Origin of the sequence: Seohaeicola saemankumensis, from assembly GCF_021021435.1 — a bacterium.
In the GTDB taxonomy this organism is placed as follows: Bacteria; Pseudomonadota; Alphaproteobacteria; order Rhodobacterales; family Rhodobacteraceae; genus Seohaeicola.
The window spans coordinates 286,098-309,904 of the sequence record NZ_JAINWI010000005.1 but is presented as its reverse complement, the minus strand read 5'-3'; the positions used below and the strand labels follow the sequence as shown (position 1 = coordinate 309,904).

The following is a 23,807-nucleotide window of genomic DNA, read 5'->3' as shown; positions in this document are numbered from 1 at the left end:
CAAAATGACTGTCTTTGAACGGGCGGCTTGATTTTCAAACGGGGCAACTATACCGTCCGGTCGGTAAAGTCAAGAAAAGCCCTTGGAGCCTTCTGGAGGTGCCCCATCGCCAAGACAGCCGACCCCATTATGACACGCGGCGCCACGCGTCGCCGCATTCTGGACGCCGCACAGGATCTTGCGCGCAGCACGGGTCCCGGCAATCTGTCGCTGGATGCAGTGGCCGCACAGGCAGGAATATCAAAAGGCGGCTTGCTTTACCACTTCCCTTCCAAGAACCGCTTGATGGAAGCCTTGGTCGAGGACCATCTGAACCGTTTCGATGTTGCCCTCAGCACGCAGGAAAAAACCGGCAGGCCTGATGCCGCGATCTGCGCCTATATCGCGCAGTTCGTGGCGGAACGGCAATGTGGAACGCCGCCGCCCTCGGGTTTGCTCGCGGCATTGGCAGAAGACCCCAGCATGCTGGACCCCGTGCGGCGGCAAGAGAGGGATTTTCTGGGCCGGATTCGCGCCAATGCGACTGATCCGCAGATGGCTACCCTTGCATTTATGGCGATTCAGGGTCTTCGCGCAATGGAACTGCTGAATACGCAGGTTCTGAACAGGTCGGAAGAGGCCGATCTGGTGGATTGGTTGACGACACGGCTTCAGGCTTGTTCCGCATCGGACTCCAGCGCCGGATAGCGCAGGCCTAAGGTTGCCCCGCGCGCCACGAACGAGATCAGCAAGGCCAGCCACAGCCCGTGATTACCCATCAAGGGCAGCAACACCAGAACAGCCGCGACATAGACGGCAAAACTGACCGCCATCATGTTCCGCATGTCTCTGGTGCGGGTGGCGCCGATGAAAATCCCGTCCAGCATCCAAGGGGCCAACCCCAGAAGGGGCGCGGCCACCATCCACGGCAGATAGATGCGGGCGGCGTTCTGCACGGGCACGGATTTGGCCATCAGATCAACGATGATCCCGCCAAAAAGCGCGAAGGCCAGCGCCAGCCCGATCACGCTGACGGCCCCCCAACAGCTTGACAGAATCGCGCTTCGCCTGAGGGCGGTGCGATTGCGCGCGCCCAGTGCCTGCCCGACAAGTGCCTCGGCAGCGAAGGCGAAACCGTCCAGCGCATAGGCGGTGATATGCAGGAATTGCAGCAACACCTGATTGGCCGCCAGCACGACATCGCCTTGCCCTGCTCCCAAAAACAAGAACGACAGGAATATCGCCTGCAACAGAAGCGAACGGATCAGGATATCAGTGTTGACTGCCATCATCCGCGCCAGCGCCACGCGGTCGAACACCCGCGACCAGTCTCGCCAGGCAGGAACCGCGAATGCGGCCCGACACATCCACAGGCCAAGCGCCAGACCGCTCCATTCTGCAATGAAGGTGGCCACCGCCACACCTTCGACGCCCCAGCCAAGGCCCAGCACGAACCACAGATCCAGGACGATATTCGCACCGTTCATCCAGAGCTGGATGACCAGAACGTCGCGTGTCCGTTCAAGCGCGATCAACCATCCTGTAACGCCATAGATCGCAATCGCGGCGGGTGCGCTCAGCACACGAATACGCATGTAATCGGCGGCCAGCCCTTCGACTTCGGCGCTGGCGGGGGCCAGTTGAAAAGCGCCCCAGAACAAGGGCCATTGCAGCGCGATTACGCCAATACCTGCGGTCGCACCGATCATCAGTGCGCGCGTCAGCAGGGCCGCCACCTCGCCGGTCTGCCCTGCCCCGAAGGCCTGCGCGGTCAGTCCGGTTGTGCCCATGCGCAGGAAACCGAAGATCCAGTACAAAGCTGTCAGGATCACAGCGCCCAGACCGACCGCACCTATAGGGGCCGCCAGCCCGATCTGGCCGACAACGGCTGTATCCACAGCGCCAAGAATAGGCACGGTCGCATTGGCCAGAACGATTGGCAGCGCGACTTTCAACACGCGGCGATTCGACAGCGGCACACCTGCGCCGGTCACAGGCGCGATGTCAGCCACTCTGGCGCGGCATCAGGAAATGTCCTGTCGCCTGCGCGAAAGCCCGCGAGCGGTTGTCTTGCCATGCCTCGACATGGACCGAGGCATAGCGCCTGCCCGAGCGGTTAACAGAGGCCCGCGCATATGCATCGCGCGGCAGACCTGTCCGCAGGTAGTCGACAGTAAAATCAATGGTCTTGGGAAGTCGGGGCAGATTTCCCGCCACCAGATTCTGCGGGTCGATCCGGCCGCTTTCAATCTCTTCCCACAGCGTGACCCAGCTTAGGCCGATGATCGCGGTCACCTCCAGAAACGCTGCTGTCACACCGCCATGCAGCGCGGGCAGAAGCGGGTTGCCAATCAACTTGTTGTCAAAGGGCAGCAAAGCCGTCAGTTCGTCGCCGCGCCGGTCGAACTCGATCCCGAGAAACTGGATATAGGGCACGCCATGCACCAACGCCCGCAGCGCGGCATCGCGGCGCTGCTTGATGACTTGCACAGGCTCCGGCCTGCCGCTGCGCGGTTTGACAAATTTGCCCTCGCTCATAAGTCTCCCTCCACCGTAAAGGTCCCCGTGGCGCTCGCGACTGGTCGATCAGTGTCATCATCCATGGCCGTGGCCCGTACGAAAGCGACCGAGCGTGTCACGTGATAGCATTCCGCCCGCGTGCGTATCGTCTGTCCGGGGGTTGCCGCTCGCATATAGTCGATCCGCAAACCTATCGTGGCCGTGCCACCTTTTGACGCGGGATGACAGACAACCGCTGCGCCGCAACATGTGTCGAGCAGCGCATAGACAGCACCGCCGTGAATCACGCCGGTTTCCGGATCGCCGATAAGCTTTGTATCATAGGGCATCGACATCTCGACAATGCCATCGCCCAGATGATCGATCTGCATGGACAGGGCGCGCGCATGGGGGATCGCCTCGGTAAACTGCCGCGCCATTTTTTCCTTGCTCATACGTCCTGCTCCTTGACCCTGCGCTGCACTATGTCCCGCATCACAACACCTGTGCAAGGGCAGCGGTTGCCCTTATCCTATCTCTCGCTTAGCCTGCCCCCAAGGGAGCAACACGATGTCCGATCCACGCCTGACTTTCAAGGAAATGTGCGCCAAGTATGACGTGACGCCACGCACTTTGCGCTACTACGAGTATATAGAATTGCTGCATCCCGAACGCGAGGGACGCGCCCGCTTCTATGGGCCACGCGAATGCGCGCGCATGACGCTGATCCTGCGGGGACGCAAGTTCGGCTATTCCTTGGAAGGCATCCGCCAGTGGCTGCTGATTTACGAAAAGGAAGGCACCCGCGCCCAGATGAAGGCTTGGGTGAAATCCGCCGACCGCCAGTTGCTGGAACTGGCCGAGCAGCGCACGCAGCTAGAACAGACAATGGAAGAGCTGCGCCGACTGCGCGACGAGACCGCGCAAGCCCTCGAAAAAGACTGACCCGGACACGACTCAGACCCTGTTGCTGCAACTGGCAGGTCAGGTATTCCTGACCCTAGGTGCCTTGCTGCCGTTATGATGCAAGCAAGGAAATTACCCGGCAATGCAGGTGACGTTGCCTTATCTTACGTCAACATGAAAGTGACGTGACGTAGCAGTTACGTCAACCTGCAAACATGTTGTATCCGAATTCCCGAATGCCCAGCTTGTTCGCAGACACCTGTATCCAGAGGTAATGTGATGACCGATAAAACCATGACGATCCGCGAGATGTGCGATGCATTCGACGTGACCCCCCGCACCCTGCGCTTCTATGAAGCGAAGGAACTGCTGTTTCCGATCCGTGAAGGCCAGCGGCGCCTTTTCACCCATAGTGACCGTGCAAGGCTCAAACTGATCCTTCGCGGTAAGCGCTTCGGGTTCAGTCTCGAAGAAATACGCCAGCTTCTCGATCTCTACAGGATCGGGGACCAACAACAGACGCAGCTCGCGCGCACCTATGAGGTGGCCCAAAAGCGGCTCGACGACCTGATCCGCCAGCGGGAAGAGCTGGACAATGCGATCGAAGACCTGCGCGAACAGATGAAGTGGGGCGAGAAGATGATCGCCTCGATCAACCAGCCAAAGCGGGCGGCAGAGTAAGCCGCTAACGCCCAACCGATACCCGAAATCGACCTCAGGGAGAGAGACATGCCCAGCTACAACGCCCCCGTAAAAGACATGCAGTTCGTACTTCACAACCTGCTCAAGGTCTCAAGCTCCGACATTCCGGGCTATGCCGATCTTGAGGCAGAATTCACCGCAGCCGTACTTGAAGAGGCGGGCAAGCTCACCTCCGAGGTGCTGGCCCCGCTCAACGCGGTCGGCGATGTCGAGGGCTGCAAGCTGGAAAACGGTGTGGTCCGCACCCCGACAGGCTTCAAGGCGGCGTTTGATCAGGTGCGCGAAGGCGGCTGGACCGGCCTTGACATGCCCGAGCAATATGGCGGTCAAGGTATGCCCTATGTCATGGGCACCGCCATCGGCGAGATGTTCTCGGCGGCAAATCAGGCTTTTACCATGTATCAGGGTCTGACCCATGGCGCGGCCTCGGCAATCCTTGCGCATGGCTCGGACGAGCAGAAAGACAAATTCCTGCCCAAGATGGTGTCTTGCGACTGGACGGGCACCATGAACCTGACAGAACCGCATTGCGGCACCGACCTTGGCATGATGCGAACGAAAGCCGTGCCGCAGGATGACGGCACCTACAAGGTGACGGGACAAAAGATCTTTATCTCTGCCGGCGATCACGACATGGCCGATAACATCATCCATTTGGTCCTGGCCAAGATTCCCGGCGGCCCCGAAGGCATCAAGGGTGTCTCGCTTTTCATTGTTCCCAAAATCCTCGTGGATGACGATGGCAGCCTGGGTGCGCGCAACGGCGTGTCCGTGGGCAAGATCGAAGAAAAGATGGGTATCCACGGTAACTCCACCTGCGTCATGAACTATGACGAGGCGACGGGCTATTTGCTGGGCGAGGCGCATAAGGGAATGCGCGCCATGTTCACCATGATGAACGAAGCGCGTATCGGTGTGGGCATGCAAGGCATGGCGCAGGCCGATGTGGCTTTCCAGAACGCACTCGAATACGCCAAGGACCGCCTGCAAGGACGCGATGTGACCGGCGTCAAGAATCCCGATGGCCCCGCCGACCCGCTGATCGTGCACCCCGATATTCGTCGCTCGCTGATGGACCAGAAAAGCTTTGTCGAAGGTGCCCGCGCCTTCATGCTCTGGGGGGCGTCGCTGATCGACCGCGCGCATCGCAACAAGGATGACTCCGCTGACGGGCTGATCTCACTGATGACTCCCGTCATCAAGGGCTTTTTGACCGACGAAGGCTATGACATGACGGTCAAGGCCCAGCAGGTCTATGGCGGCCACGGCTATATCGAGGAATGGGGCATGTCCCAATTCACCCGCGACGCGCGCATCGCGATGATCTACGAGGGCGCCAACGGCGTTCAGGCGCTTGATCTGGTGGGTCGCAAACTTGCCACCGACGCCGGCAAGCACGCGATGGCCTTCCTTGAACTGGTCAAAACCTTCATCAAGGAAAATGAGGGCAACGAAGCGCTTAAGGCCGATTTCCTTGACCCGCTGAAAGCCGCGTCGAAGGATCTGCAGACCGCGATGATGTATTTCATGCAGAACGGCATGAAGAACCCCAACAACGCGCTGTCGGGTTCCTATGACTTCATGCATCTCTTCGGCCATGTCTGCCTTGGCCTGATGTGGGCGCAAATGGCGAAAGCCGCGCATGAGGCATTGCAGGTCGGCACGGAAGACGTCACCTTCTATGAGACCAAACTGGCCACCGGACGCTATTACATGGCCCGCCGCCTGCCCGCGACCGCGCTGCATCTGGCGCGGATCAACACAGGCGCGGATACCGTGATGGCGCTGGAGGCTGCAAACTTCTGATGCACGGGCAAGGGCGGGACAGCCCCGCCCGCCTATCCCGCCAAGGAGCCTGCCGATGCCCAAGCGCTTCCGCCTGACCCGCCGATTCCCCGTCGCCATGACCGAGGACGGCTATCGCAAGCTGAAGAAATTCGCGGCCGAGGCAGGACTGGACGAAGGCGAGGCGCTGTCTTTCCTGTTCGAGAACTTCGACAGTGTCATCAACGAGGACACATTCGCCCACCGGCTGCGCCTGTTCAATACAGAGCTGGACGCGCGAAAACGCTGACGGCGACACGACATATCGGGGGAGGAGACCCGCATGACATCCGCCTGGATGACCGACGAACACCAGATGCTGTCAGATATGACAGCCAAGTTCATCAATGACGAATGGTCCCCCCATTTTGAACGCTGGCGCAATCAGGGTCAGATGGACCCTTCGATCTGGCAACAGGCGGGCGAGCTGGGTCTGCTCTGCCCGTCGATTCCCGAGGAATGGGGCGGGCATGGCGGCGATTTCGGTCATGAGGCGGCGATCCTCATTGAAGCCAGCCGCGCCAATCTGGCCAGTTGGGGCGTCGGCATCCATTCGGGCATCGTCGCGCATTACATCCTTGCCTACGGCACCGAGGATCAGAAACGCCGCTGGCTGCCCAAACTGACAAGCGGGAAACTGGTTGGTGCGCTGGCCATGACCGAACCCTCTACCGGATCAGATGTGCAGGCGATCAAGACCAAGGCGATCAAGGACGGCAACACCTACAAGCTGTCTGGCCAGAAAACCTTTATCACGAACGGCCAGCACGCCACGCTGATTATCGTCGCCGCCAAGACCGACCCCAGCCAGCGCGCCAAAGGTGTCTCGCTCATGGTGCTGGAAACCGACGGGGCCGTCGGCTTCACACGCGGTCGCAACCTCGACAAGATCGGCATGAAAGCCTCCGACACGTCAGAGCTTTTCTTCGACAATGTCGCCATACCGCCCGAAAATCTGCTGGGCGACGAGGAAGGCAACGGTTTTGTCCAACTGATGAGCCAGCTTCCGCAGGAACGGTTGATCATCGCTTGCGGTGCTATCGGCGCAATGGAGGGTGCTGTCGCCCGCACCATCCAGTATTGTCAGGAACGTGAGGCCTTTGGCGGGCCGTTGACGCAATTCCAGAACACCCGCTTCAAACTTGCCGAATGTCTGACCCGCACGAAAGTCGCCCGCGCCTTCCTCGATGAATGCATGGCCGAACATCTGCGCGGCGCGTTGACCGTCGAAAAGGCCGCCATGGCGAAATACTGGATTACCGATACCCAGAACCAGGTGCTGGACGATTGTTTACAACTGCATGGCGGCTACGGCTTCATGCAGGAATATGCGGTCGCCGAAATGTGGACCGACGCCCGGGTGCAGCGGATCTATGGCGGCACCAACGAGATCATGAAGGAACTGATCGCGCGCAGCTTCATCGACCGTAAATCCGCGTGATCACCTACATGATCACGCACTTTGAAAGTGCCAGACAGATGAGTAGTTTCAGCAAGATGAAACCGCAGGTCCACCCCGTCCCGCCTTACCACTTGGCTTTTGGAAATACCGGAACGGGGTTTCACCTTGCACGCCCATCGGCTCGCCAGCCTGTAACGCCAGACCGATCCTGACAGAAACACCTTAAATCAAGGCTACGCTGACACCCCGTTAATTCATCTTGCCAAAAATATTCAAGAAAACGTAGCGCCGGCCACGGGCGCGTTAAAGGAAGGAACGACCATGACCATCAAACTCTACTGCTTCGGCGAAAGCGGCAATGCCTATAAAGCGGCGCTGACACTCGAACTCTCGGGGCTGGAGTGGGAGCCCGTCTTTGTCGATTTCTTCAACGGGGGCACCCGCACGCCGGAGTTCCGCGCAATCAACTCGATGGGCGAGGTGCCTGTGATGGTCGACGGTGCGCTGACACTGTCGCAATCAGGTGCCATTCAGGATTACCTGAGCACCAAGGCCGGTAAATTCGGTGGCCATAGCGCGAACGAGCGGCGCGAGATCATGCGCTGGGTGCTGTGGGACAATCACAAACTCTCCTCGCAGGCGGGTATGACCCGTTTCCTGATGAACTTCCTGCCCGAGGACAAGCGCCCCGCAGAAGTGATCGGCTTCATGCAGGGTCGCCTGAAATCCGCCTACAAGACACTGAATGACGAGTTGGCCGATAAGGACTGGTTGGTCGGCAACCGGCTGACCATAGCTGATATCGCCTGCTGCGGGTATCTGTTCTACCCCGAACCCTTTGGCTTCGACCGCGCCGACTGGCCACATATCGACGCATGGCTGACACGGATCGAACAGACCCACGGCTGGAAACACCCCTATGACCTGATGCCCGGCAGCCCTGCTGACCGCGCCTGACCCAAGATCGGCCTGTATGGCAGGCCAAACCAAGGAGAAGACCATGACAGATGCTTATATCTACGATGCCATCCGGACGCCGCGCGGCAAGGGCCGCGCCGACGGATCGCTGCACGAAGTCACATCGGCCCGTATCAGCGCGCAGATGCTGAACGCGCTGAAAGAACGGAACGGTTTCGACGGCCACGCGGTCGAAGATGTGATCTGGGGAAATGTCACCCAAGTGATGGAACAGGGTGCCTGCCTCGCGCGCACCGCCGTTCTGGCCTCGGACCTTGACGAGCGCATCCCCGGTCTTGCCATCAACCGCTTCTGCGCCTCCGGGATGGAAGCCGTGAACCTTGCCGCCAACCAAGTGCGCGGTGGCGCGGGCATGGCCTATATCGCAGGCGGGGTCGAGATGATGTCGCGCGTCCCCATGGGCAGCGACGGTGCCGCTATCGCCGTCGATCCTTCCATCGCCATGGACAGCTATTTCGTGCCGCAAGGTATCAGCGCCGATATCATCGCCACCGAATACGGCTTTTCCCGTGACGAGGCGGACGCACTGGCCGTTGAATCCCAGCGCCGCGCCAAAGCGGCATGGGATGACAAGCGTTTCGCCAAATCGGTCGTCACAGTGCGCGACCAGAACGGCCTGCCTATTCTGGAACATGACGAATTCATGCGCCCCCAAACCGATATGCAAAGCCTTGGCGCGCTGAAGCCCAGCTTCAAGGACATGGGCGAGGTGATGCCCGGATTCGACAAGGTCGCGTTGATGAAATACCCGCACCTGGAGCGGATCAACCACATCCACCATGCGGGCAATTCCAGCGGCATCGTCGACGGTGCGGCAGGCGTACTGATCGGCAACAAGGAATTCGGCGAGAAATGGGGCATCAAACCCCGTGCGCGGATCAAGGCCACCTGCAAGATCGGCACCGATCCGACGATCATGCTGACCGGCCCCGTGCCCGCCACGCAGAAGATTCTTGCCGATAGCGGTATGAGCATCAGCGACATTGATCTGTTCGAGGTGAACGAGGCCTTTGCCTCGGTCGTGCTGCGCTTCATGCAGGCGTTCGATGTGGACAGTTCTGTCGTCAACGTCAACGGCGGCTCGATCGCCATGGGCCATCCGCTGGGTGCCACAGGTGCGATGATCATCGGCACGCTGCTGGACGAGTTGGAGCGCACAGGTAAGGGCACCGGCCTTGCCACGCTCTGCATCGCCTCGGGCATGGGTGCCGCCACAATCATCGAGCGGGTCTGATGGCAGACGCACCCCACCCCCTGCGCGCCGTGGCCGATCTGGCGGCGGACCGCAGCGATCTGCGTCTGGTGACCGAGAATGACAGCGCTTATGTCCGCATCCTTTGCGACAGCCCCGCGCTGATCTTCAAGCATAAGTCCGATCCGCGCGACAGCCTCGACCGAACCGATTTCAGCGGTCACAAGCGCATCGTTCTCGAAGAGGATGATTTCGCCCACGGCCCTGCCGCCACGCTGCAGACCATCCTCAGCTATCTCAAACATTACGAGGGCCGCGATCTGCACCTGCCCTCTTCCAAACCCCAATCGGGAGATATGACATGACCGATTTCACCATGAATAAAGACGCCGACGGCGTTGCCATCATCACCTGGGACTGCCCCGGCAAATCCATGAACGTGCTCAGCACTGACGCGCTGATGCATCTGGACAGCCTGATCGACGACGCTTTGGCAGATGATGCTGTCAAAGGCATCGTCATCACAAGCGGCAAGAAAGACTTTGCCGGCGGGATGGACCTGAACGTGCTGGCAAAGATGCGCGAAGATGCGGGCGACGAGCCCGCACGTGGCCTCTTTGACGGGATCATGCAGATGCACGCCGCCCTGCGCAAGATCGAGCGGGCGGGCATGGACCCCAAGACCCTGAAGGGCGGCAAACCCGTCGCCGCTGCTCTGCCTGGCACGGCTGTGGGCATCGGGCTGGAGCTGCCGCTGTCCACGCATCGCATCTTTGCCGCCCCCAACCCCAAAGCCAAGATCGGCCTGCCGGAAATCATGGTCGGCATTTTCCCGGGCGCCGGCGGCACCACGCGGATGGTGCGCAAGCTGGGTGTCATGGCCGCTGCCCCCTACCTGCTGGAAGGCAAGCTGCTTGACCCTGCCAAGGCGAAATCCGCAGGTATCATCGACGAGATCGCGGATGATCCTGTTGCCGCTGCGCGCGCATGGGTGCTGCAGGCCAAAGACGCCGATCTGGTCAAGCCCTGGGATGCCAAAGGCTATAAAATGCCAGGCGGCACGCCTTATCACCCAGCAGGCTTCCCCACATTTGTGGGCGCTTCGGCCATGGTCAACGGCAAGACGCAAGGCGCGTTTCCTGCCGCCAAGGCGCTGCTGTCGGCGGTCTACGAAGGCGCGATGGTCCCCTTCGATACCGCTCTCAAAATCGAGGCGCGCTGGTTCGTCAACGTCCTGATGAACCCGTCCTCTGCCGCGATGATCCGCTCGCTGTTTTTGAACAAGGAAGCGCTGGAAAAGGGTGCCGTTCGCCCCGACGGTGTTGCCGATCAGCGCGTCAAGAAGATCGGCGTTCTGGGAGCGGGCATGATGGGCGCGGGCATCGCGCTGGTGTCTGCGCAGGCCGGGATCGAAGTTGTCCTGATCGACGCCAAACAGGAAAGCGCCGACAAGGGCAAAGCCTATACCGAGGATTACCTTGATAAGGGCATGAAGCGTGGCAAGGTCACCGCTGAAAAGAAAGAGGCGATGCTGAACCTGATTACCGCCACCACTGATTATGAAGCGCTGAAAGGCTGCGACCTGATCATCGAGGCGGTGTTCGAGGATATGGGCGTCAAGGCCGAGGTCACCAAAAAGGCCGAGGCGGTGATCCCTGCCGATTGCATCTATGCCTCCAATACCTCGACGCTGCCGATCAGCGAACTGGCCAAGGCATCATCGCGCCCCGAGCAATTCATCGGCATCCACTTCTTCTCGCCGGTCGAGAAAATGCTGCTGGTCGAGATCATCAAAGGTGAAGCAACCGGCGATGTGGCTGTGGCAAAGGCGCTGGACTATGTGCGCCAGATTCGCAAGACGCCGATCGTGGTCAACGATGCGCGCTTCTTCTATGCCAACCGCTGCATCATCCCCTACATCAATGAAGGGATGCGGATGGTCAAAGAAGGCGTGGCCCCTGCCCTGATCGACAATGCTGCGCGGATGCTGGGCTTCCCCGTGGGTCCGCTGCAACTGGTCGATGAAACATCCATTGATCTGGGCGCGAAAATCGCCCGCGCAACCAAGGCCGCAATGGGCAATGCCTATCCCGATGGCGAGGTGGACGAGATCATCTTCTATATGGAAGGCGAGGGTCGCATGGGCCGCAAGGCCAAGGCCGGTTTCTTCACCTATGACGAATCCGGCAAGCGTCTGGGTTACTGGGAAGGTCTTGGCGACAAGTATCCCCGTCTTGATGAGCAGCCCAGCCTGACCGAGGTGCAGCACCGCCTGATATTCGCGCAAGTGCTGGAAGCGGTCCGCGCGCTTGAGGAAGGTGTGCTGGAAGACATCCGCGAGGGTGACGTGGGCGCGATCCTCGGCTGGGGTTTTGCCCCGTGGTCCGGCGGTCCGTTCAGCTGGCTTGATATCATCGGCACCCCCTACGCGGCCGAACGCTGCGACCAGTTGACCGAGGCTTATGGCGACCGCTTTGCCTGCCCGCCCTTGCTGCGCGAGATGGCTGACAAGACGCAAAGCTTCTACGGGCGTTTCGGACCGACGAAAAAAGCCGCTGCCTGAGTCCGAATCAGAGGATTGAAAAAACAAACGGCGCATCCCCGAGGGGTCGCGCCGTTTGCATTTGGGGGTCGTGCTGCCCAGCCATATTATTTCTATTTTGGAAACAGTAAACAGAAATAGTCAATAATTGACTAATATTGGCGATAATCTGCCCAGCGCATCAAAAAGTATAGCCAAAGCGTGTGATGTCTTCGGCGCAAAGTTCGGCCAGCAATGCTGCGTCATTGTCACTGAAATATCCACGATAATCAGCGCACCGATCCGAATGGTTGACCCGATCCAATGCCAAACGGAAGCCCAGATGCGACCATAGCGGGGCTGCCTCCTGCTCGAAATGCTCTATCCGAATGAAGGACTTGCATCGTTCGACGCCGACCGCATCGCACATATAGCGGCCGTAGGGCCATGCCGTCACACTGGCGCGCGTCTGCGGATGGTTCAGAAACGCGGAAAAATCCAGTGTCTTGGCCAAGATGACAGCAGGATGATCGAAGGCCTGCACCCGCAGCCAGTGGTAATAGCTAACCATACGATCCCAAGGATTGCGTACCAGCGTGAAGCAGAAATACTCCGCCAGTTGCGGGGCAGAGACCAAGCCGTCGATATCGGCCAGTGTCGAATGTTTCCACAAACGCCCGGCCGCAGTTACGCCCTTGAGCCTGTGACGCCGCCGCCGTGCCTTGGGCGTGTCGCCCAGCAAGATATCATCGGCGCGCGTCCGTGTCTCAAGCGCCAAGGCCAGCGCGGTGCCCGCGGTCTTGGGGATATGGACAAATATGTAACGGCGGCCCGGCGAGATGATCATGAACTCACGCTACCCCATCGCACCGGTCATGCAAGCCGCCTTATCCAGGGATGATTTCGCGCCGTTGTTCCTTGCCGGACCTGAGCGCGATGATCAAACCTGCGGATGCGATCATTGCGATACCGATGGCCTGCCACAGACCAACGGGCTGGCCGAACAGGTGCCACGCAAAGAAGGGGCCGAAAATCATCACCGAATATTCGAACACTGACACGAACCCCGCCTCGCCCAGTTGGTAGGCCTTGATGATACACCAGACACCGGCCAGAGATCCGACAGCCTGCAACCAGATCAGCGGCCATACATCGCCCACCGGCCAGACCCAACGCTGGCTGAGAAACCCTGTTTCCGGCAGATTCAACATCACCAGACCGATCGCTGCCATAGCGGATATCCCACCCTGAAAAATCATGACCCCCAACAGCAGGCTCATTGTACTTTCTCCCTCGCACCACGCGCGGGTCGCTATGATGCCGACGGCGTAGAAGAGCCCGCCCAGAACTGGCAACAGGGTCCAATAGGAAAACGACCCCGTCTCGGGTTGCAAGACCAGCAGAATCCCAACAAAGCCAAGCCCGACCGCCAGAATACGCCATGGCCCAATGGTCTGTCCCATCAGGCCCCAAGTGATCAGCAGGATGAAAATAGGCGAGGTGAACAGCCCCGCCAATGCCTGCGCCAGAGGCATAAATCCAAGCGCGCCGAAGTAACACATCATTGCCATCGCCGCGAAGGCAGACCTGCCGCCCACACGTAGAAAGGACTGCGGACGCAGTGTGCCCAGCCCTGCCCATGACATGGCAACGAGGATCGGCAGCATCAGAACGGTCCGCATGACCTGAAACTGCCAGAGCCCGATCTCGTCCGAAATGGCAGCAACGTAATTGTCGATGAAACCGATGATCAGCATTGCCACCAACATGATACCGGCGGCGGCAAAGGGCCGGTTCAGATCGGCGCTGATGGCATGAGTCATGGCATATCCGGTTGTCAAGAATATCCATTGCTTACGCTGCGGCGATCACGACCTCAAGCAGCGCTTGCTTAGCTGGCTGCTTCTCATGTAATCAGGCGCAGGGCGTGCCGATGGCGTCGGCGCGGGATGCCTGCATCCTTTCCTGCGGATCATCCGCTGCCGTCCTGTACGCCGGGACCTCTGACAAGGGGGCCCGCGTCGATCCGGCCCCGCAGGACCGCAAAATGACAAACATATCCAGACCTGACATGTACCGCTTCCACAACGGCCAGAAAGCGCCGCTGCCCTTCTCACAGGCCGAATACGCAGCCCGCCTGACCGGGTTGCGCGCGTTGATGGCCGAACAGGGCGTCGATGCCTGCGTACTGACATCCATGCACAACGTCGCCTATTATTCGGGCTTTCTCTACTGCTCTTTCGGGCGGCCCTATGCCTGTGTCGTCACGGCCAGCGCCTGCGTGACTATCAGCGCAGGCATTGATGCAGGCCAGCCTTGGCGGCGCAGCGTCGGCGACAACATCACCTATACCGACTGGGCGCGCGACAATTACTGGCGGGCTGTTTTGTCAGTGACCGGCAGCAACCGCGTGATCGGGTTCGAGGGCGATCACCTGACCCTGCTGCAATCGGCCAAGCTTGATGCTTTCCTCTTGCCTGCCTCTCGCGTCGATATCGCGCCTGCGACGATGCAGCAGCGGATGCGCAAGTCCGAGGCGGAAATCGCCCTGATCCGCGCCGGTGCGAATGTTGCCGATGTGGGAGGCTATGCCATCCGTGACGCAGTGCGCGTGGGTGCGCGGGAAATCGACATTGCGATGGCAGGGCGCGACGCGATGGAAGCCGAGATTGCCAAGCGGTTCCCCTATGCCGAGTACCGCGACACATGGGTCTGGTTCCAGTCCGGACTGAACACGGACGGCGCGCACAATCCGGTAACGTCTCGGATACTTGAAAAGGGCGACATCCTGTCGCTCAATACCTTTCCGATGATCTCGGGCTATTACACCGCGCTGGAGCGGACGTTGTTCGCGGGCAGCGTAGATGCCGCAAGCCTTGCCATCTGGCAGGCCAATGTCGACACCCACGAATACGGTATGTCCCTTCTGCAACCGGGCGTGTCCTGTGCCGAAGTAACCGAGAAGATCAACACATTCCTGTCCGACCGTGACCTGCTGCAATACCGCACCTTCGGCTATGGCCACAGCTTCGGTCTGCTGTCGCATTATTACGGGCGCGAAGCCGGACTGGAGCTGCGCGAGGATATCCACACCTTGCTTGAACCCGGCATGGTCATCTCGATGGAGCCGATGCTAACCCTTCCCGCAGGTGCACCCGGCGCAGGGGGCTACCGCGAGCATGACATTCTGGTCATCACCGCAACCGGCAACGAGAATATCACCGCCTATCCCTATGGCCCTGATTTCAACGTGGTCGGCTGAACCGACAAGGCGCGGGTTTATTCTTTCATGCTCGCGCCTTTCGCACTTTCACTTCTGTCTTGGTCGCGCAATATTGTGTCTCAACACCGCCGCAAGGCGACAGATCGAGCAAGGGGGACATTATGGGCTGGATGGCGGACGAGACCGGACTGGGCAAAACCGAGGCGAATTACATGCCCCTGACGCCGCTGTCGTTCCTCAAGCGCGCAGCGATCGTGTTTCCCGAACATCCTGCTGTGATCTATGGGCCGCATCGCAAAACCTATGCACAATACCATGAGCGGGTCACCCGCCTTGCCTCGGCTCTCACCAAACTGGGCATCCAGCCCGGCGATGTCGTCGCCACCCTGATCCCCAACCTGCCTCCACAAGCCGAGGCGCATTTCGGCGTGCCAGCCAGCGGTGCTGTCCTCAACACCATCAACACGCGGCTGGAGCCTGACACTATCGCCTATATCCTTGACCATGGCGGCGCAAAGGTGCTGCTGGTTGATCCGCAATTCCTGCCCATGGCGGCCGAGGCGATGGAGCGGATGGAAGGTCCGGCCCCCATCGTGATCGAAGTCGCGGACAACCACGCAGGCGTCCATGCCCATGGTCATTACATGGAATACGAAGACCTCCTCGCTACAGGCGAACCCGATTTCCAGTGGATCATGCCGCAGGACGAATGGGAATCGATCGCCCTCAACTATACCTCCGGCACGACGGGTCGGCCCAAGGGCGTCGTTTATCACCATCGCGGGGCCTATCTGAACGCGATGGGGCAGGTCATCAGCTGGCGCATGACCATGCACCCGCGATACCTGACGATTGTGCCGCTCTTCCATTGCAACGGCTGGTGCCACACATGGATGATGCCGGTCTTGGGCGGCACAGTGATCTGTTGCCGCGACATCACCGCGCCTGCGATCTTCAACGCCATCGCCGATGAAGGTGTGACGCATTTCGGCGGCGCGCCTATCGTGCTGAACACGCTGGTGAACGCGCCCGCCGCGCAACGCCGCGACTTTTCCCAAACGGTCGAGGTCTTTACCGCAGGCGCCCCTGTCGCCCCCGCGACGCTGGCCAAGATCGAACCGATGGGCTTCAACGTCACGCAGGTCTACGGGCTGACCGAAACCTACGGCCCCGGCACCGAATGCACATGGAACGCCGCGTGGGACGACCTGCAAGGCGACGACCGCTCTGCCGTCAAGGCCCGTCAGGGTGTTGCCATGCCGTTTCTGGAAGGCGTCACCGTCATGACCGACGACATGGACCAGATTCCCATGGACGGCATCACGCAGGGCGAGATCATGTTTCGCGGCAATGGCGTGATGAAAGGCTACCTGAAGAACCCGAAGGCGACCGAGGAGGCGTTTCGCGGCGGCTGGTTCCATTCCGGCGATATCGCCGTGCAGCACCCCAACGGCTATATGCAGATCAGCGACCGCGCCAAGGATATCATCATTTCAGGCGGCGAGAATATCTCGTCGGTCGAGGTCGAGGGCGTGCTCATGGCGCATCCCGATGTGCTGCTCTGCGCCGTGGTTGCCAAGCCCGACGAGAAATGGGGCGAGGTGCCCTGCGCCTTTGTCGAGTTGAAAGACGGCGTCAAGGGTGACGAGGCCGCCCTCATCGCCTTCGCACGAGAGAAGCTGGCAGGCTTCAAGACTCCCAAGACCGTGGTGTTTCAGGAATTGCCGAAAACCTCGACGGGGAAAATCCAGAAGTTCGAATTGCGGGCGATTGCCAAGGGGATGTGAGGGGGGCACTTAGTCGCATGATCGCCGACCCGCGGGGTGGCGATGCAACGCCTGTTCGAGGCAGTTTATGGTCGCCCGGTCCTCCTACCTCGGTTCAAGCCGGAACGGTCACATAATCGCCGCCCCATGGGGCGGGTCGGTGATCGCGCGGCGGCCTGCGGCCTTGATTCCGCACGGGGAAAAAGATCCCTCCATATTGAATATTTATTACAGCTAGTAGGTAAAATTTGCTAGCTTTCTAAGCTCGTTATCACTAAGCAGTCTTGCATATTTTCCAATACGCTTTGTCAGACTTTGGAACTGCTGACACCGCTCCTCTGCTAAAAAGGCTTCAAATGCACAGCCGGCCAGAATTCTGTTCATAGTTTTTACAGTGTAGTCTTGCCTGTCTGAAGAACCACCAATTATTGCAACAGTCGACGAAATTGGAAGGATCACACACTCAATCTTGTCTGACTTTTGAGAAAATGGTGAAGCACCTTCTTTCTTTACAAATGCCAACGTAGTATCTGGTAATATAAATTTTTCTAGATTTGAGCGAAATATATGATATCTGCGATCTAAATGTGATTGAGTGCGAAACTCTTCATCCAAACTTCGACTAAGGATTTCATTCTGAGCTTGCCTTATAATGTCAGGAAACCTCTCCGAAATCGCAAAAATCTTATCTATACCTCCCTCCATGGATCTAACTATATCATCATCAGGCATCTTGCCGATGGCCCAAATTACCAAACTCTTGTAGTGCTCTCGTCTATCCGGAGGAACAAAGGACTTACCAAAAAACTTTTCCAATTCCGCCGGATTGTCTTCTAAATAGGAAACCATCGCCTTTCTCAATTTTTCTGCACTTTTTGAAGACTTGACCCATCCACCAACTAATCTTTGCAGCCGCATTGACGAGTCTTTTCTCAAAAATGAAGTCCGTGTTTCCAGATGTCCAATTAGGCTGGCGATTGTTTTTGAGTCAATTTCGGATCCATGAGGCAAATTCCGAAATTCCTGAACCTCACTTTGCATTCGATTCTCAAAATCGGTTATCACCTCATCAGCAAGTGATCCTTTGTCTCCATAGAAATGCTTCTCAAAACCAAATAGGCGTGTCACTGTTCGTTTAGGAGCCACACCCTTCATATAAGTCCAAATATGATGATCTTTGCCGCGCTTCTCACCAAAACCGCGTTGAAGCAACTGCCAAACATGATGCTGACGATTTCCAGCCAACCAAACACTCCACTTTTAAAAATTCACTAATAAGAGGGTGCTTTGAAAGAAAGTTTTGTCAATAAACTTTTTGCACGGGATACACGTCAAATCTGCACACAAGGTTAATTTTGTTGAGAGTGGCTTCATTTTCTTTCAGATTTTCCTGCGTGTAAGAAAGTGATCACTCTAGACAAGCACCTCCCAACCGTTAAAATTTCCCTAACACGCGCCCGCCCCCTTGATCCCAAACGATCCAAAAAATTTCCCATCGTGGGACATGCCCCGGAGCGGCCCCTCTTCCCCACTACCGCCCCGCCCAACCTCATGCTAAACTCGCGCAAACAGAGGCAGGGCAGCCCCATTCATGACGGCATTGCAGGAGTATCAACGGCTTGAGGCCTCCGCCCTCTGGCGTGCCTCGCCCGAGGAGCAGCGGCGCGAGGTGATTGTCTCGATCGGCGAGGCGACGCTGGTGATTTCGGACCTGCAAGACCGCCCCCTGACCCATTGGTCGCTGGCCGCTATCGCGCGGGCCAATCCTGACGAGACCCCCGCCATCTATCATCCCGACGGTGATCCGTCGGAAACGCTGGAACTGGCCGAAGCCGAGATGATCGCCGCCATCGAGAAGCTGCGAACCGCCGTCGCGCGGCGGCGCCCGCGTCCGGGGCGTTTGCGGGGGATGGGGCTGTTCGGCTCGGTCACCCTTGTCGCCCTGCTTGCGGTGTTCTGGCTACCCGGCGCGATGATGAACCACACGATCAATCTTGTGCCCGACGTCAAGCGCGAGGATCTGGGCCGCGCGCTGATGACCCATCTGGAGCGCGTGACCGGCCTTCCTTGCGTCGCGCCCGAAGGGTTGCAGGTGCTTCAAAAGCTGTCAGCCCGCCTGCCCGATACCGATGGCCGCCGCAATGCCCTGATCGTGATCCGCAGCGGGCTGCGCGACACGGTGCGCCTGCCCGGACGGATCATGCTGATCGGGCGCGGCTTGGTCGAGGATTTCGAGGAACCCGATGTGCTGGCTGGCTATGTCATTGCCGAGCAACAGCGCGCTGCCGATAGCGACCCCCTGGGCCGTTTGCTGCGCTGGGGCGGCATCAGCGCCAGTTTCCGTATGCTGACCACCGGCACCCTGCCCGACGCGACCCTGCGCGCCTATGCCGAAACGCTGCTGACCACCGCGCCGCTGCCCGTGTCGGATGCCGCCCTCAAGGCAGGGTTCGAACGCCTGTCGGTGCGCGCCACGCCCTATGCTTATGCGCTGGACCCGACAGGCGAGAAGACGATCACCCTGATCGAGGCCGACCCATTCGCCAGCGCGCCGCCGCAACCCTTGCTGTCAGATGGCGACTGGCTGCGGCTGCAATCCATCTGCGGGGCCTGATCCTTGTTCAACGATCCGGTAACGGGCTAGCCCGCCACGCAATCGGCGAAATAATGCATCTCGCCATCCTCGCCCTTTTCCTGCACCAGACCATGGATATCGGTTTCGAATCCGGGGCATTCGCGGGCAAATTCACGGTTGAACTTGAGGTAGTCCACGATCTTGCGGTTGAACACCTCACCGGGGATCAGCAGGGGGATACCCGGCGGATAGGGTGTCACAAGGCTCGTGGTGATCCGCCCTTCCAACTGGTCGATCGGCACGCGCTCTGTGCTGCGCCGCGCGATATGGGCATAGGCGTCGCTGGGTTTCATCGCGGGGGTCAGATCGCTCAGATACATTTCTGTCGACAGGATCGCCACGTCGTATTTGGCGTATTGGCGGTGCACCTGCTCGCAGAGATCGCGCAGGCCCATGTTTTCATAGCACGGCTGCTTGGCACAGAATTCCGGCATTGCGCGCCAAATCGGCTGGTTCTTGGCGTGATCGTCCTTGAACTGTTGCAGCGCGGTCAGAAGCGTATTCCAGCGGCCTTTGGTAATGCCGATGGTGAACATGATGAAAAAACTGTAAAGGCCGGTTTTCTCGACCACGACACCGTGCTCGGCAAGGTATTTCGTGACGATCGACGCGGGAATACCCGTGTCTTCAAAACGCCCGTCCAGATTGAGGCCCGGCGTGATGATCGTGGCCTTGATCGGGTCCAGCATGTTGAAGCCGGGGGCCATATCGCCGAAACCGTGCCAACTGTCTTCCCCGTCCGAGGGTTGCACGCCATCGGCATCGGTACGTTTGAGCACCCAATCCTTGGTCAGCCCTATGCCTTCCTCGCTCAGCTCCTCCGGCCCCCAGACCTTGAACCACCAGTCGTCGTCGCCGTATTCCTCGTCGATCTTCCGCATTGCGCGGCGGAAATCGAGCGACTCTTCGATGCTTTCCTCGACCAGAGCGGTGCCGCCCGGCGGCTCCATCATGGCGGCGGCGACATCGCAGCTTGCAATGATGCTGTATTGCGGGCTGGTCGAGGTGTGCATCAGATAGGCTTCGTTGAACAAATGCCGGTCCAGCGGGGTATCCTGACTGTCCTGCACCAGGACATGGCTGGCCTGACTTATGCCTGCGAGCAGCTTGTGAAGGGATTGGGTCGCATAGGTCACCGAATGTTTGGGGCGCGCCCTTTTGCGCCCCATCGAATGGAAATTGCCGTAGAACGGATGAAACGAGGCATGCGGCAGCCACGCTTCGTCAAAGTGCAGGTTGTCCACATAACCATCCAGCAACCCCTTGATGGTTTCGGTGTTGTAAAGCACCCCGTCATAGGTCGATTGCGTCAGCGTCATGATGCGCGGCTTGACGGTATCCGCGTCGACGCCCGCCAGCAGCGGATTAGCGCGGATCTTGGCCTTGATCGCCTCGACCTCGAAGGCGCTTTGCTGGATCGGGCCGATAATGCCCCAATGGTTGCGCGTGGGTTTCAAAAAGACCGGCACAGCGCCCGTCATGATGATGCTGTGCAAGATGGATTTGTGGCAGTTGCGATCCACCACAACCACATCACCGGGGGCCACCGTATGGTGCCAGACCATCTTGTTCGAGGTCGAGGTGCCGTTCGTCACGAAAAAGCAATGATCGGCATTGAAGATACGCGCCGCATTGCGCTCGGACGCACCGATGGCACCGTTGTGATCCAGTAGCTGGCCCAGTTCCTCGACCGAGTTGCAGACATCTGCACGCAGCATGTTCTCGCCGTAGAACTGGTGATACATTTGCCCGATCGGTGATTTCAGGAAAGCAACGCCGCCGGAATGGCCGGGGCAGTGCCACGAATAGGACCCGTCCTCGGCATAATCCAGCAGCGCTTTGAAAAACGGCGGCTGGATACCTTCGAGATATGATTTCGCCTCGCGGATGATGTGTTTGGCAACAAATTCCGGCGTATCCTCGAACATATGGATGAAGCCGTGCAATTCGCGCAGGATATCATTGGGCAGGTGGCGGCTGGTTTTCGTCTCGCCGTAGACATAGATCGGCACATCGGCGTTCTTCCACCGCACTTCCTCGATAAAGCTACGCAGGTTCAGAACCGCAGGGTCAAGATCAGGACCGGGGCTGAATTCCTCATCGTCGATAGACAGCACAAAAGCACTGGCCCGCGACTGTTGCTGCGCAAACTTGGACAGATCACCATAGCTGGTCACACCCAGCACCTCGAACCCTTCCTGCTCGATGGCTTCAGCCATGGCGCGGATACCAAGGCCCGATGAGTTTTCAGAACGGAAGTCTTCGTCGATGATCACGATGGGAAAGCGGAATTTCATGGATTTCTCCTCAGGGAAACGTGAGATCGGAACGCGCCGTTCCCGGCAGTTGGACCCGATTCCCGCCTCGGGATGTTTTGCGACGTAATGCTGGCCGGTATGTTTCTGTTGCAACCGACCCCGTCAAGAGGGGCTTCATCATTCGGAAATGGCAGTTTGTGATATTGCCGGACAGAAGCCCATACCCGTTGTTGATATCTGCATTCAACAATCTGGCTATAAACAGTATTTTTATAGCTCTCCCACAAATCTGAACCGCATAAAACATGTTCCGATCTCCTGCATCACAGTAAGCCCCGCGCTTGATTAGCCCTTCGACCAAGAATGACATGCGTTGCGCGATACTGGTGTATCGTCTATCGACGATTAACCATGTGTCAGTCCGGACGGAGAGTAGTCTTTGCAAGACACCGATTCACGCAATGACGAAAGGATCGCACAACTGGCCAAGGCACTGGCCCATCCCGCGCGTTTGCGAATCCTGCGACTGTTGCGCGTGACCCCCGGCTGTATCGGTGGCGACATTGTCGATTCGGTCGGGCTGGCGCAATCGACCGTGTCTGAACATTTGCGGATTCTCAAGGCGGCAGGCCTGATCGAAGGCCAGATAGACCCGCCACGCATCTGCTATGCGACTATCCCCCAAGCACTGGCCCCGCTTGCGATGTTGCTTGCGGACCTGCAGGCAAACCACCATGACTCACCGCCCAGCCTTACCCTCGATCGAACAGGCTGAACCATGACGGGTTTTGAACGCTTCCTCTCGCTTTGGGTGTTCCTTTGCATTGCAACGGGGATCTTCTTTGCTACGCTACTTCCCAGCGTATTCGGGCTGCTGGCTTCGCTCGAATATGCATCGGTCAATCTTGTCGTGGCCGTTCTGATCTGGGCGATGGTCTATCCGATGATGGTCGCCGTGGATTTCAGCGCGCTTGGCCGCGTGGGAGAGCGCCCGAAAGGGCTGGTCATCACGCTTGTGGTCAACTGGTTGATCAAACCCTTTACCATGGCCGCACTGGGCGTGCTGTTTTTCAACTACATCTTCACCGGTCTGATCGACCCTGCCGATGCAGGGCAGTACATTGCGGGACTGATCCTTTTGGGCGCGGCTCCATGCACGGCAATGGTCTTTGTCTGGTCGCAACTGACCAAGGGCGATCCCAATTACACGCTGGTGCAGGTGTCTCTCAACGATGTGATCATGGTTTTCGCCTTTGCGCCGATTGTGGCCCTGCTTCTGGGCATGACCGAGCTATCCGTGCCCTGGGAAACGCTGGTTCTGTCGGTTGTGCTCTATGTCGTGTTACCTCTGATCGCAGGCGCAATCACACGGTCGCGCCTGATGCGGAAAGGTGGCGAAGCGACCGTGGCGGGCTTTACCGCACGGATCAAGCCTGCATCGGTTCTGGGTCTTTTACTGACAGTCGTGCTTCTGTTCGGGTTTCAAGGGAACGTGATCCTCAAAAACCCGTTCCTGATCGTGCTGCTTGCAACGCCCATTTTGATCCAGTCCTATGGCATCTTCGCTATCGCCTATTTCTGGGCATGGCGCTGGAAGGTTCCGCACAATGTCGCTGCCCCCTGCGCGTTGATCGGCACATCAAATTTCTTCGAACTTGCAGTCGCCGTAGCGATCGGCCTGTTCGGACTGAACTCTGGTGCGGCGCTTGTCACAGTGGTCGGCGTTCTCGTCGAGGTGCCCGTGATGCTGTCGCTGGTATGGTTCGCAAACCACACAAGACCGCGGTTCTCAGGGTAGGCTTTCGCCTGTGCCAGAAAACATGTTTGGAAAGCTTGGCAGCAGAGGACCGTATTGGTCACTTTGCCCAGATTCTACTCCTCAGGCACACACTCGATTATCCAATTGATATAGAGCTATTTTT

The 23,807-nt window shown here is 58.7% G+C and carries 22 protein-coding genes; 15 read left to right on the top strand and 7 right to left on the bottom strand.

What is annotated here, in order from left to right; all coding sequences use genetic code 11:
• Nucleotides 1–129 precede the first annotated feature (129 nt).
• Nucleotides 130–687 (top strand): TetR/AcrR family transcriptional regulator, encoded by a 558-nt coding sequence (locus K7H22_RS05115; RefSeq protein WP_269063014.1) that lies wholly within the window; start codon nucleotides 130–132, stop codon nucleotides 685–687.
• Here K7H22_RS05115 and K7H22_RS05110 read toward each other — a convergent pair.
• From K7H22_RS05110 to K7H22_RS05100, 3 genes are read right to left on the bottom strand one after another with little or no spacing between them, the layout of a single operon-like run.
• The gene (locus tag K7H22_RS05110) at nucleotides 651–1,991 is read right to left on the bottom strand and encodes an MATE family efflux transporter (protein ID WP_230799657.1); all 1,341 of its coding nucleotides are present in this window, start codon (nucleotides 1,989–1,991) and stop codon (nucleotides 651–653) included. The genes K7H22_RS05115 and K7H22_RS05110 overlap by 37 nt on opposite strands.
• Nucleotides 1,984–2,517 carry a PaaI family thioesterase gene (locus K7H22_RS05105; RefSeq protein ID WP_230799656.1) on the bottom strand — a complete coding sequence of 178 codons (534 nt, stop codon included), beginning with the start codon at nucleotides 2,515–2,517 and terminating at the stop codon, nucleotides 1,984–1,986. The genes K7H22_RS05110 and K7H22_RS05105 overlap by 8 nt, the downstream gene beginning before the upstream one ends.
• Nucleotides 2,514–2,933 (bottom strand): PaaI family thioesterase, encoded by a 420-nt coding sequence (locus K7H22_RS05100; RefSeq protein ID WP_230799655.1) that lies wholly within the window; start codon nucleotides 2,931–2,933, stop codon nucleotides 2,514–2,516. The genes K7H22_RS05105 and K7H22_RS05100 overlap by 4 nt, the downstream gene beginning before the upstream one ends.
• Before the next feature lie 115 nt (nucleotides 2,934–3,048).
• Here K7H22_RS05100 and K7H22_RS05095 point away from each other — a divergent pair, with 115 nt between their 5' ends.
• From K7H22_RS05095 to K7H22_RS05055, 9 genes are all read left to right on the top strand, one after another.
• The gene (locus K7H22_RS05095) at nucleotides 3,049–3,423 is read left to right on the top strand and encodes a MerR family transcriptional regulator (RefSeq protein ID WP_230799654.1); all 375 of its coding nucleotides are present in this window, start codon (nucleotides 3,049–3,051) and stop codon (nucleotides 3,421–3,423) included.
• 240 nt (nucleotides 3,424–3,663) lie between these two features.
• Nucleotides 3,664–4,065 carry a MerR family transcriptional regulator gene (locus K7H22_RS05090; protein ID WP_230799653.1) on the top strand — a complete coding sequence of 134 codons (402 nt, stop codon included), beginning with the start codon at nucleotides 3,664–3,666 and terminating at the stop codon, nucleotides 4,063–4,065.
• Nucleotides 4,066–4,113: 48 nt separating this feature from the next.
• Nucleotides 4,114–5,892 (top strand): acyl-CoA dehydrogenase C-terminal domain-containing protein, encoded by a 1,779-nt coding sequence (locus K7H22_RS05085; protein WP_230799652.1) that lies wholly within the window; start codon nucleotides 4,114–4,116, stop codon nucleotides 5,890–5,892.
• Nucleotides 5,893–5,947: 55 nt separating this feature from the next.
• Nucleotides 5,948–6,160, top strand: a complete 213-nt coding sequence (locus tag K7H22_RS05080) for a hypothetical protein (RefSeq protein ID WP_230799651.1) — start codon at nucleotides 5,948–5,950, stop codon at nucleotides 6,158–6,160.
• Between the two features lie 33 nt (nucleotides 6,161–6,193).
• On the top strand, nucleotides 6,194–7,351 hold the full coding sequence (locus tag K7H22_RS05075; RefSeq protein WP_230799650.1) for an acyl-CoA dehydrogenase family protein: 1,158 nt from the start codon (nucleotides 6,194–6,196) through the stop codon (nucleotides 7,349–7,351).
• 282 nt (nucleotides 7,352–7,633) lie between these two features.
• Nucleotides 7,634–8,269 carry a glutathione S-transferase family protein gene (locus K7H22_RS05070; protein WP_230799649.1) on the top strand — a complete coding sequence of 212 codons (636 nt, stop codon included), beginning with the start codon at nucleotides 7,634–7,636 and terminating at the stop codon, nucleotides 8,267–8,269.
• A 43-nt stretch (nucleotides 8,270–8,312) separates the two neighbouring features.
• Nucleotides 8,313–9,524 (top strand): acetyl-CoA C-acetyltransferase, encoded by a 1,212-nt coding sequence (locus K7H22_RS05065; protein WP_230799648.1) that lies wholly within the window; start codon nucleotides 8,313–8,315, stop codon nucleotides 9,522–9,524.
• Nucleotides 9,524–9,847 (top strand): acetyl-CoA acetyltransferase, encoded by a 324-nt coding sequence (locus K7H22_RS05060; RefSeq protein WP_230799647.1) that lies wholly within the window; start codon nucleotides 9,524–9,526, stop codon nucleotides 9,845–9,847. Before K7H22_RS05065 ends, K7H22_RS05060 begins: the two co-directional genes overlap by 1 nt.
• A complete protein-coding gene (locus tag K7H22_RS05055) occupies nucleotides 9,844–12,045 on the top strand; it encodes a 3-hydroxyacyl-CoA dehydrogenase NAD-binding domain-containing protein (RefSeq protein WP_230799646.1) in 2,202 nt (733 codons plus the stop codon). Before K7H22_RS05060 ends, K7H22_RS05055 begins: the two co-directional genes overlap by 4 nt.
• A gap of 160 nt (nucleotides 12,046–12,205) precedes the next feature.
• On the opposite strand, the gene K7H22_RS05050 is transcribed toward K7H22_RS05055, so the two are convergent.
• The gene (locus tag K7H22_RS05050) at nucleotides 12,206–12,850 is read right to left on the bottom strand and encodes a sulfotransferase family 2 domain-containing protein (RefSeq protein ID WP_230799645.1); all 645 of its coding nucleotides are present in this window, start codon (nucleotides 12,848–12,850) and stop codon (nucleotides 12,206–12,208) included.
• Nucleotides 12,851–12,890: 40 nt separating this feature from the next.
• Nucleotides 12,891–13,826, bottom strand: coding sequence for a DMT family transporter (locus K7H22_RS05045; protein ID WP_230799644.1), 936 nt, complete (start codon nucleotides 13,824–13,826; stop codon nucleotides 12,891–12,893).
• Nucleotides 13,827–14,050: 224 nt separating this feature from the next.
• Between K7H22_RS05045 and K7H22_RS05040 the strand changes: the two genes are divergently transcribed.
• Together K7H22_RS05040 and K7H22_RS05035 are read left to right on the top strand one after the other, a co-directional pair.
• Nucleotides 14,051–15,265, top strand: coding sequence for an aminopeptidase P family protein (locus tag K7H22_RS05040; RefSeq protein WP_230799643.1), 1,215 nt, complete (start codon nucleotides 14,051–14,053; stop codon nucleotides 15,263–15,265).
• Between the two features lie 122 nt (nucleotides 15,266–15,387).
• Nucleotides 15,388–17,013 carry an AMP-binding protein gene (locus K7H22_RS05035; RefSeq protein ID WP_230799642.1) on the top strand — a complete coding sequence of 542 codons (1,626 nt, stop codon included), beginning with the start codon at nucleotides 15,388–15,390 and terminating at the stop codon, nucleotides 17,011–17,013.
• 213 nt (nucleotides 17,014–17,226) lie between these two features.
• Here K7H22_RS05035 and K7H22_RS05030 read toward each other — a convergent pair whose 3' ends face one another.
• On the bottom strand, nucleotides 17,227–18,237 hold the full coding sequence (locus tag K7H22_RS05030; RefSeq protein WP_230799641.1) for a hypothetical protein: 1,011 nt from the start codon (nucleotides 18,235–18,237) through the stop codon (nucleotides 17,227–17,229).
• 346 nt (nucleotides 18,238–18,583) lie between these two features.
• Between K7H22_RS05030 and K7H22_RS05025 the strand changes: the two genes are divergently transcribed.
• Nucleotides 18,584–19,606, top strand: a complete 1,023-nt coding sequence (locus tag K7H22_RS05025) for a hypothetical protein (protein WP_230799640.1) — start codon at nucleotides 18,584–18,586, stop codon at nucleotides 19,604–19,606.
• Between the two features lie 26 nt (nucleotides 19,607–19,632).
• Here the strand turns inward: K7H22_RS05025 and K7H22_RS05020 are convergent, their stop codons facing one another.
• Nucleotides 19,633–21,924: an arginine/lysine/ornithine decarboxylase gene (locus K7H22_RS05020; RefSeq protein WP_230799639.1), complete on the bottom strand. Its 2,292-nt coding sequence runs from the start codon at nucleotides 21,922–21,924 to the stop codon at nucleotides 19,633–19,635.
• 400 nt (nucleotides 21,925–22,324) lie between these two features.
• Here K7H22_RS05020 and K7H22_RS05015 point away from each other — a divergent pair, with 400 nt between their 5' ends.
• Nucleotides 22,325–22,660 (top strand): ArsR/SmtB family transcription factor, encoded by a 336-nt coding sequence (locus K7H22_RS05015; protein WP_230799638.1) that lies wholly within the window; start codon nucleotides 22,325–22,327, stop codon nucleotides 22,658–22,660.
• 3 nt (nucleotides 22,661–22,663) lie between these two features.
• Nucleotides 22,664–23,683, top strand: coding sequence for an ACR3 family arsenite efflux transporter (arsB, locus tag K7H22_RS05010; RefSeq protein ID WP_230799637.1), 1,020 nt, complete (start codon nucleotides 22,664–22,666; stop codon nucleotides 23,681–23,683).
• Nucleotides 23,684–23,807 lie beyond the last annotated feature (124 nt).

What these genes read in the sequence shown, in the direction of transcription:
- K7H22_RS05115 (WP_269063014.1), top strand. Translation starts at nt 130, where the DNA reads ATGACACGCGGCGCCACGCGTCGCCGCATTCTGGACGCCGCACAGGAT.
- K7H22_RS05105 (WP_230799656.1), bottom strand. Translation starts at nt 2,517, where the DNA reads ATGAGCGAGGGCAAATTTGTCAAACCGCGCAGCGGCAGGCCGGAGCCT.
- K7H22_RS05100 (WP_230799655.1), bottom strand. Translation starts at nt 2,933, where the DNA reads ATGAGCAAGGAAAAAATGGCGCGGCAGTTTACCGAGGCGATCCCCCAT.
- K7H22_RS05095 (WP_230799654.1), top strand. Translation starts at nt 3,049, where the DNA reads ATGTCCGATCCACGCCTGACTTTCAAGGAAATGTGCGCCAAGTATGAC.
- K7H22_RS05090 (WP_230799653.1), top strand. Translation starts at nt 3,664, where the DNA reads ATGACCGATAAAACCATGACGATCCGCGAGATGTGCGATGCATTCGAC.
- K7H22_RS05085 (WP_230799652.1), top strand. Translation starts at nt 4,114, where the DNA reads ATGCCCAGCTACAACGCCCCCGTAAAAGACATGCAGTTCGTACTTCAC.
- K7H22_RS05080 (WP_230799651.1), top strand. Translation starts at nt 5,948, where the DNA reads ATGCCCAAGCGCTTCCGCCTGACCCGCCGATTCCCCGTCGCCATGACC.
- K7H22_RS05075 (WP_230799650.1), top strand. Translation starts at nt 6,194, where the DNA reads ATGACATCCGCCTGGATGACCGACGAACACCAGATGCTGTCAGATATG.
- K7H22_RS05070 (WP_230799649.1), top strand. Translation starts at nt 7,634, where the DNA reads ATGACCATCAAACTCTACTGCTTCGGCGAAAGCGGCAATGCCTATAAA.
- K7H22_RS05065 (WP_230799648.1), top strand. Translation starts at nt 8,313, where the DNA reads ATGACAGATGCTTATATCTACGATGCCATCCGGACGCCGCGCGGCAAG.
- K7H22_RS05060 (WP_230799647.1), top strand. Translation starts at nt 9,524, where the DNA reads ATGGCAGACGCACCCCACCCCCTGCGCGCCGTGGCCGATCTGGCGGCG.
- K7H22_RS05055 (WP_230799646.1), top strand. Translation starts at nt 9,844, where the DNA reads ATGACCGATTTCACCATGAATAAAGACGCCGACGGCGTTGCCATCATC.
- K7H22_RS05050 (WP_230799645.1), bottom strand. Translation starts at nt 12,850, where the DNA reads ATGATCATCTCGCCGGGCCGCCGTTACATATTTGTCCATATCCCCAAG.
- K7H22_RS05045 (WP_230799644.1), bottom strand. Translation starts at nt 13,826, where the DNA reads ATGACTCATGCCATCAGCGCCGATCTGAACCGGCCCTTTGCCGCCGCC.
- K7H22_RS05040 (WP_230799643.1), top strand. Translation starts at nt 14,051, where the DNA reads ATGACAAACATATCCAGACCTGACATGTACCGCTTCCACAACGGCCAG.
- K7H22_RS05035 (WP_230799642.1), top strand. Translation starts at nt 15,388, where the DNA reads ATGGGCTGGATGGCGGACGAGACCGGACTGGGCAAAACCGAGGCGAAT.
- K7H22_RS05025 (WP_230799640.1), top strand. Translation starts at nt 18,584, where the DNA reads ATGACGGCATTGCAGGAGTATCAACGGCTTGAGGCCTCCGCCCTCTGG.
- K7H22_RS05020 (WP_230799639.1), bottom strand. Translation starts at nt 21,924, where the DNA reads ATGAAATTCCGCTTTCCCATCGTGATCATCGACGAAGACTTCCGTTCT.
- arsB (WP_230799637.1), top strand. Translation starts at nt 22,664, where the DNA reads ATGACGGGTTTTGAACGCTTCCTCTCGCTTTGGGTGTTCCTTTGCATT.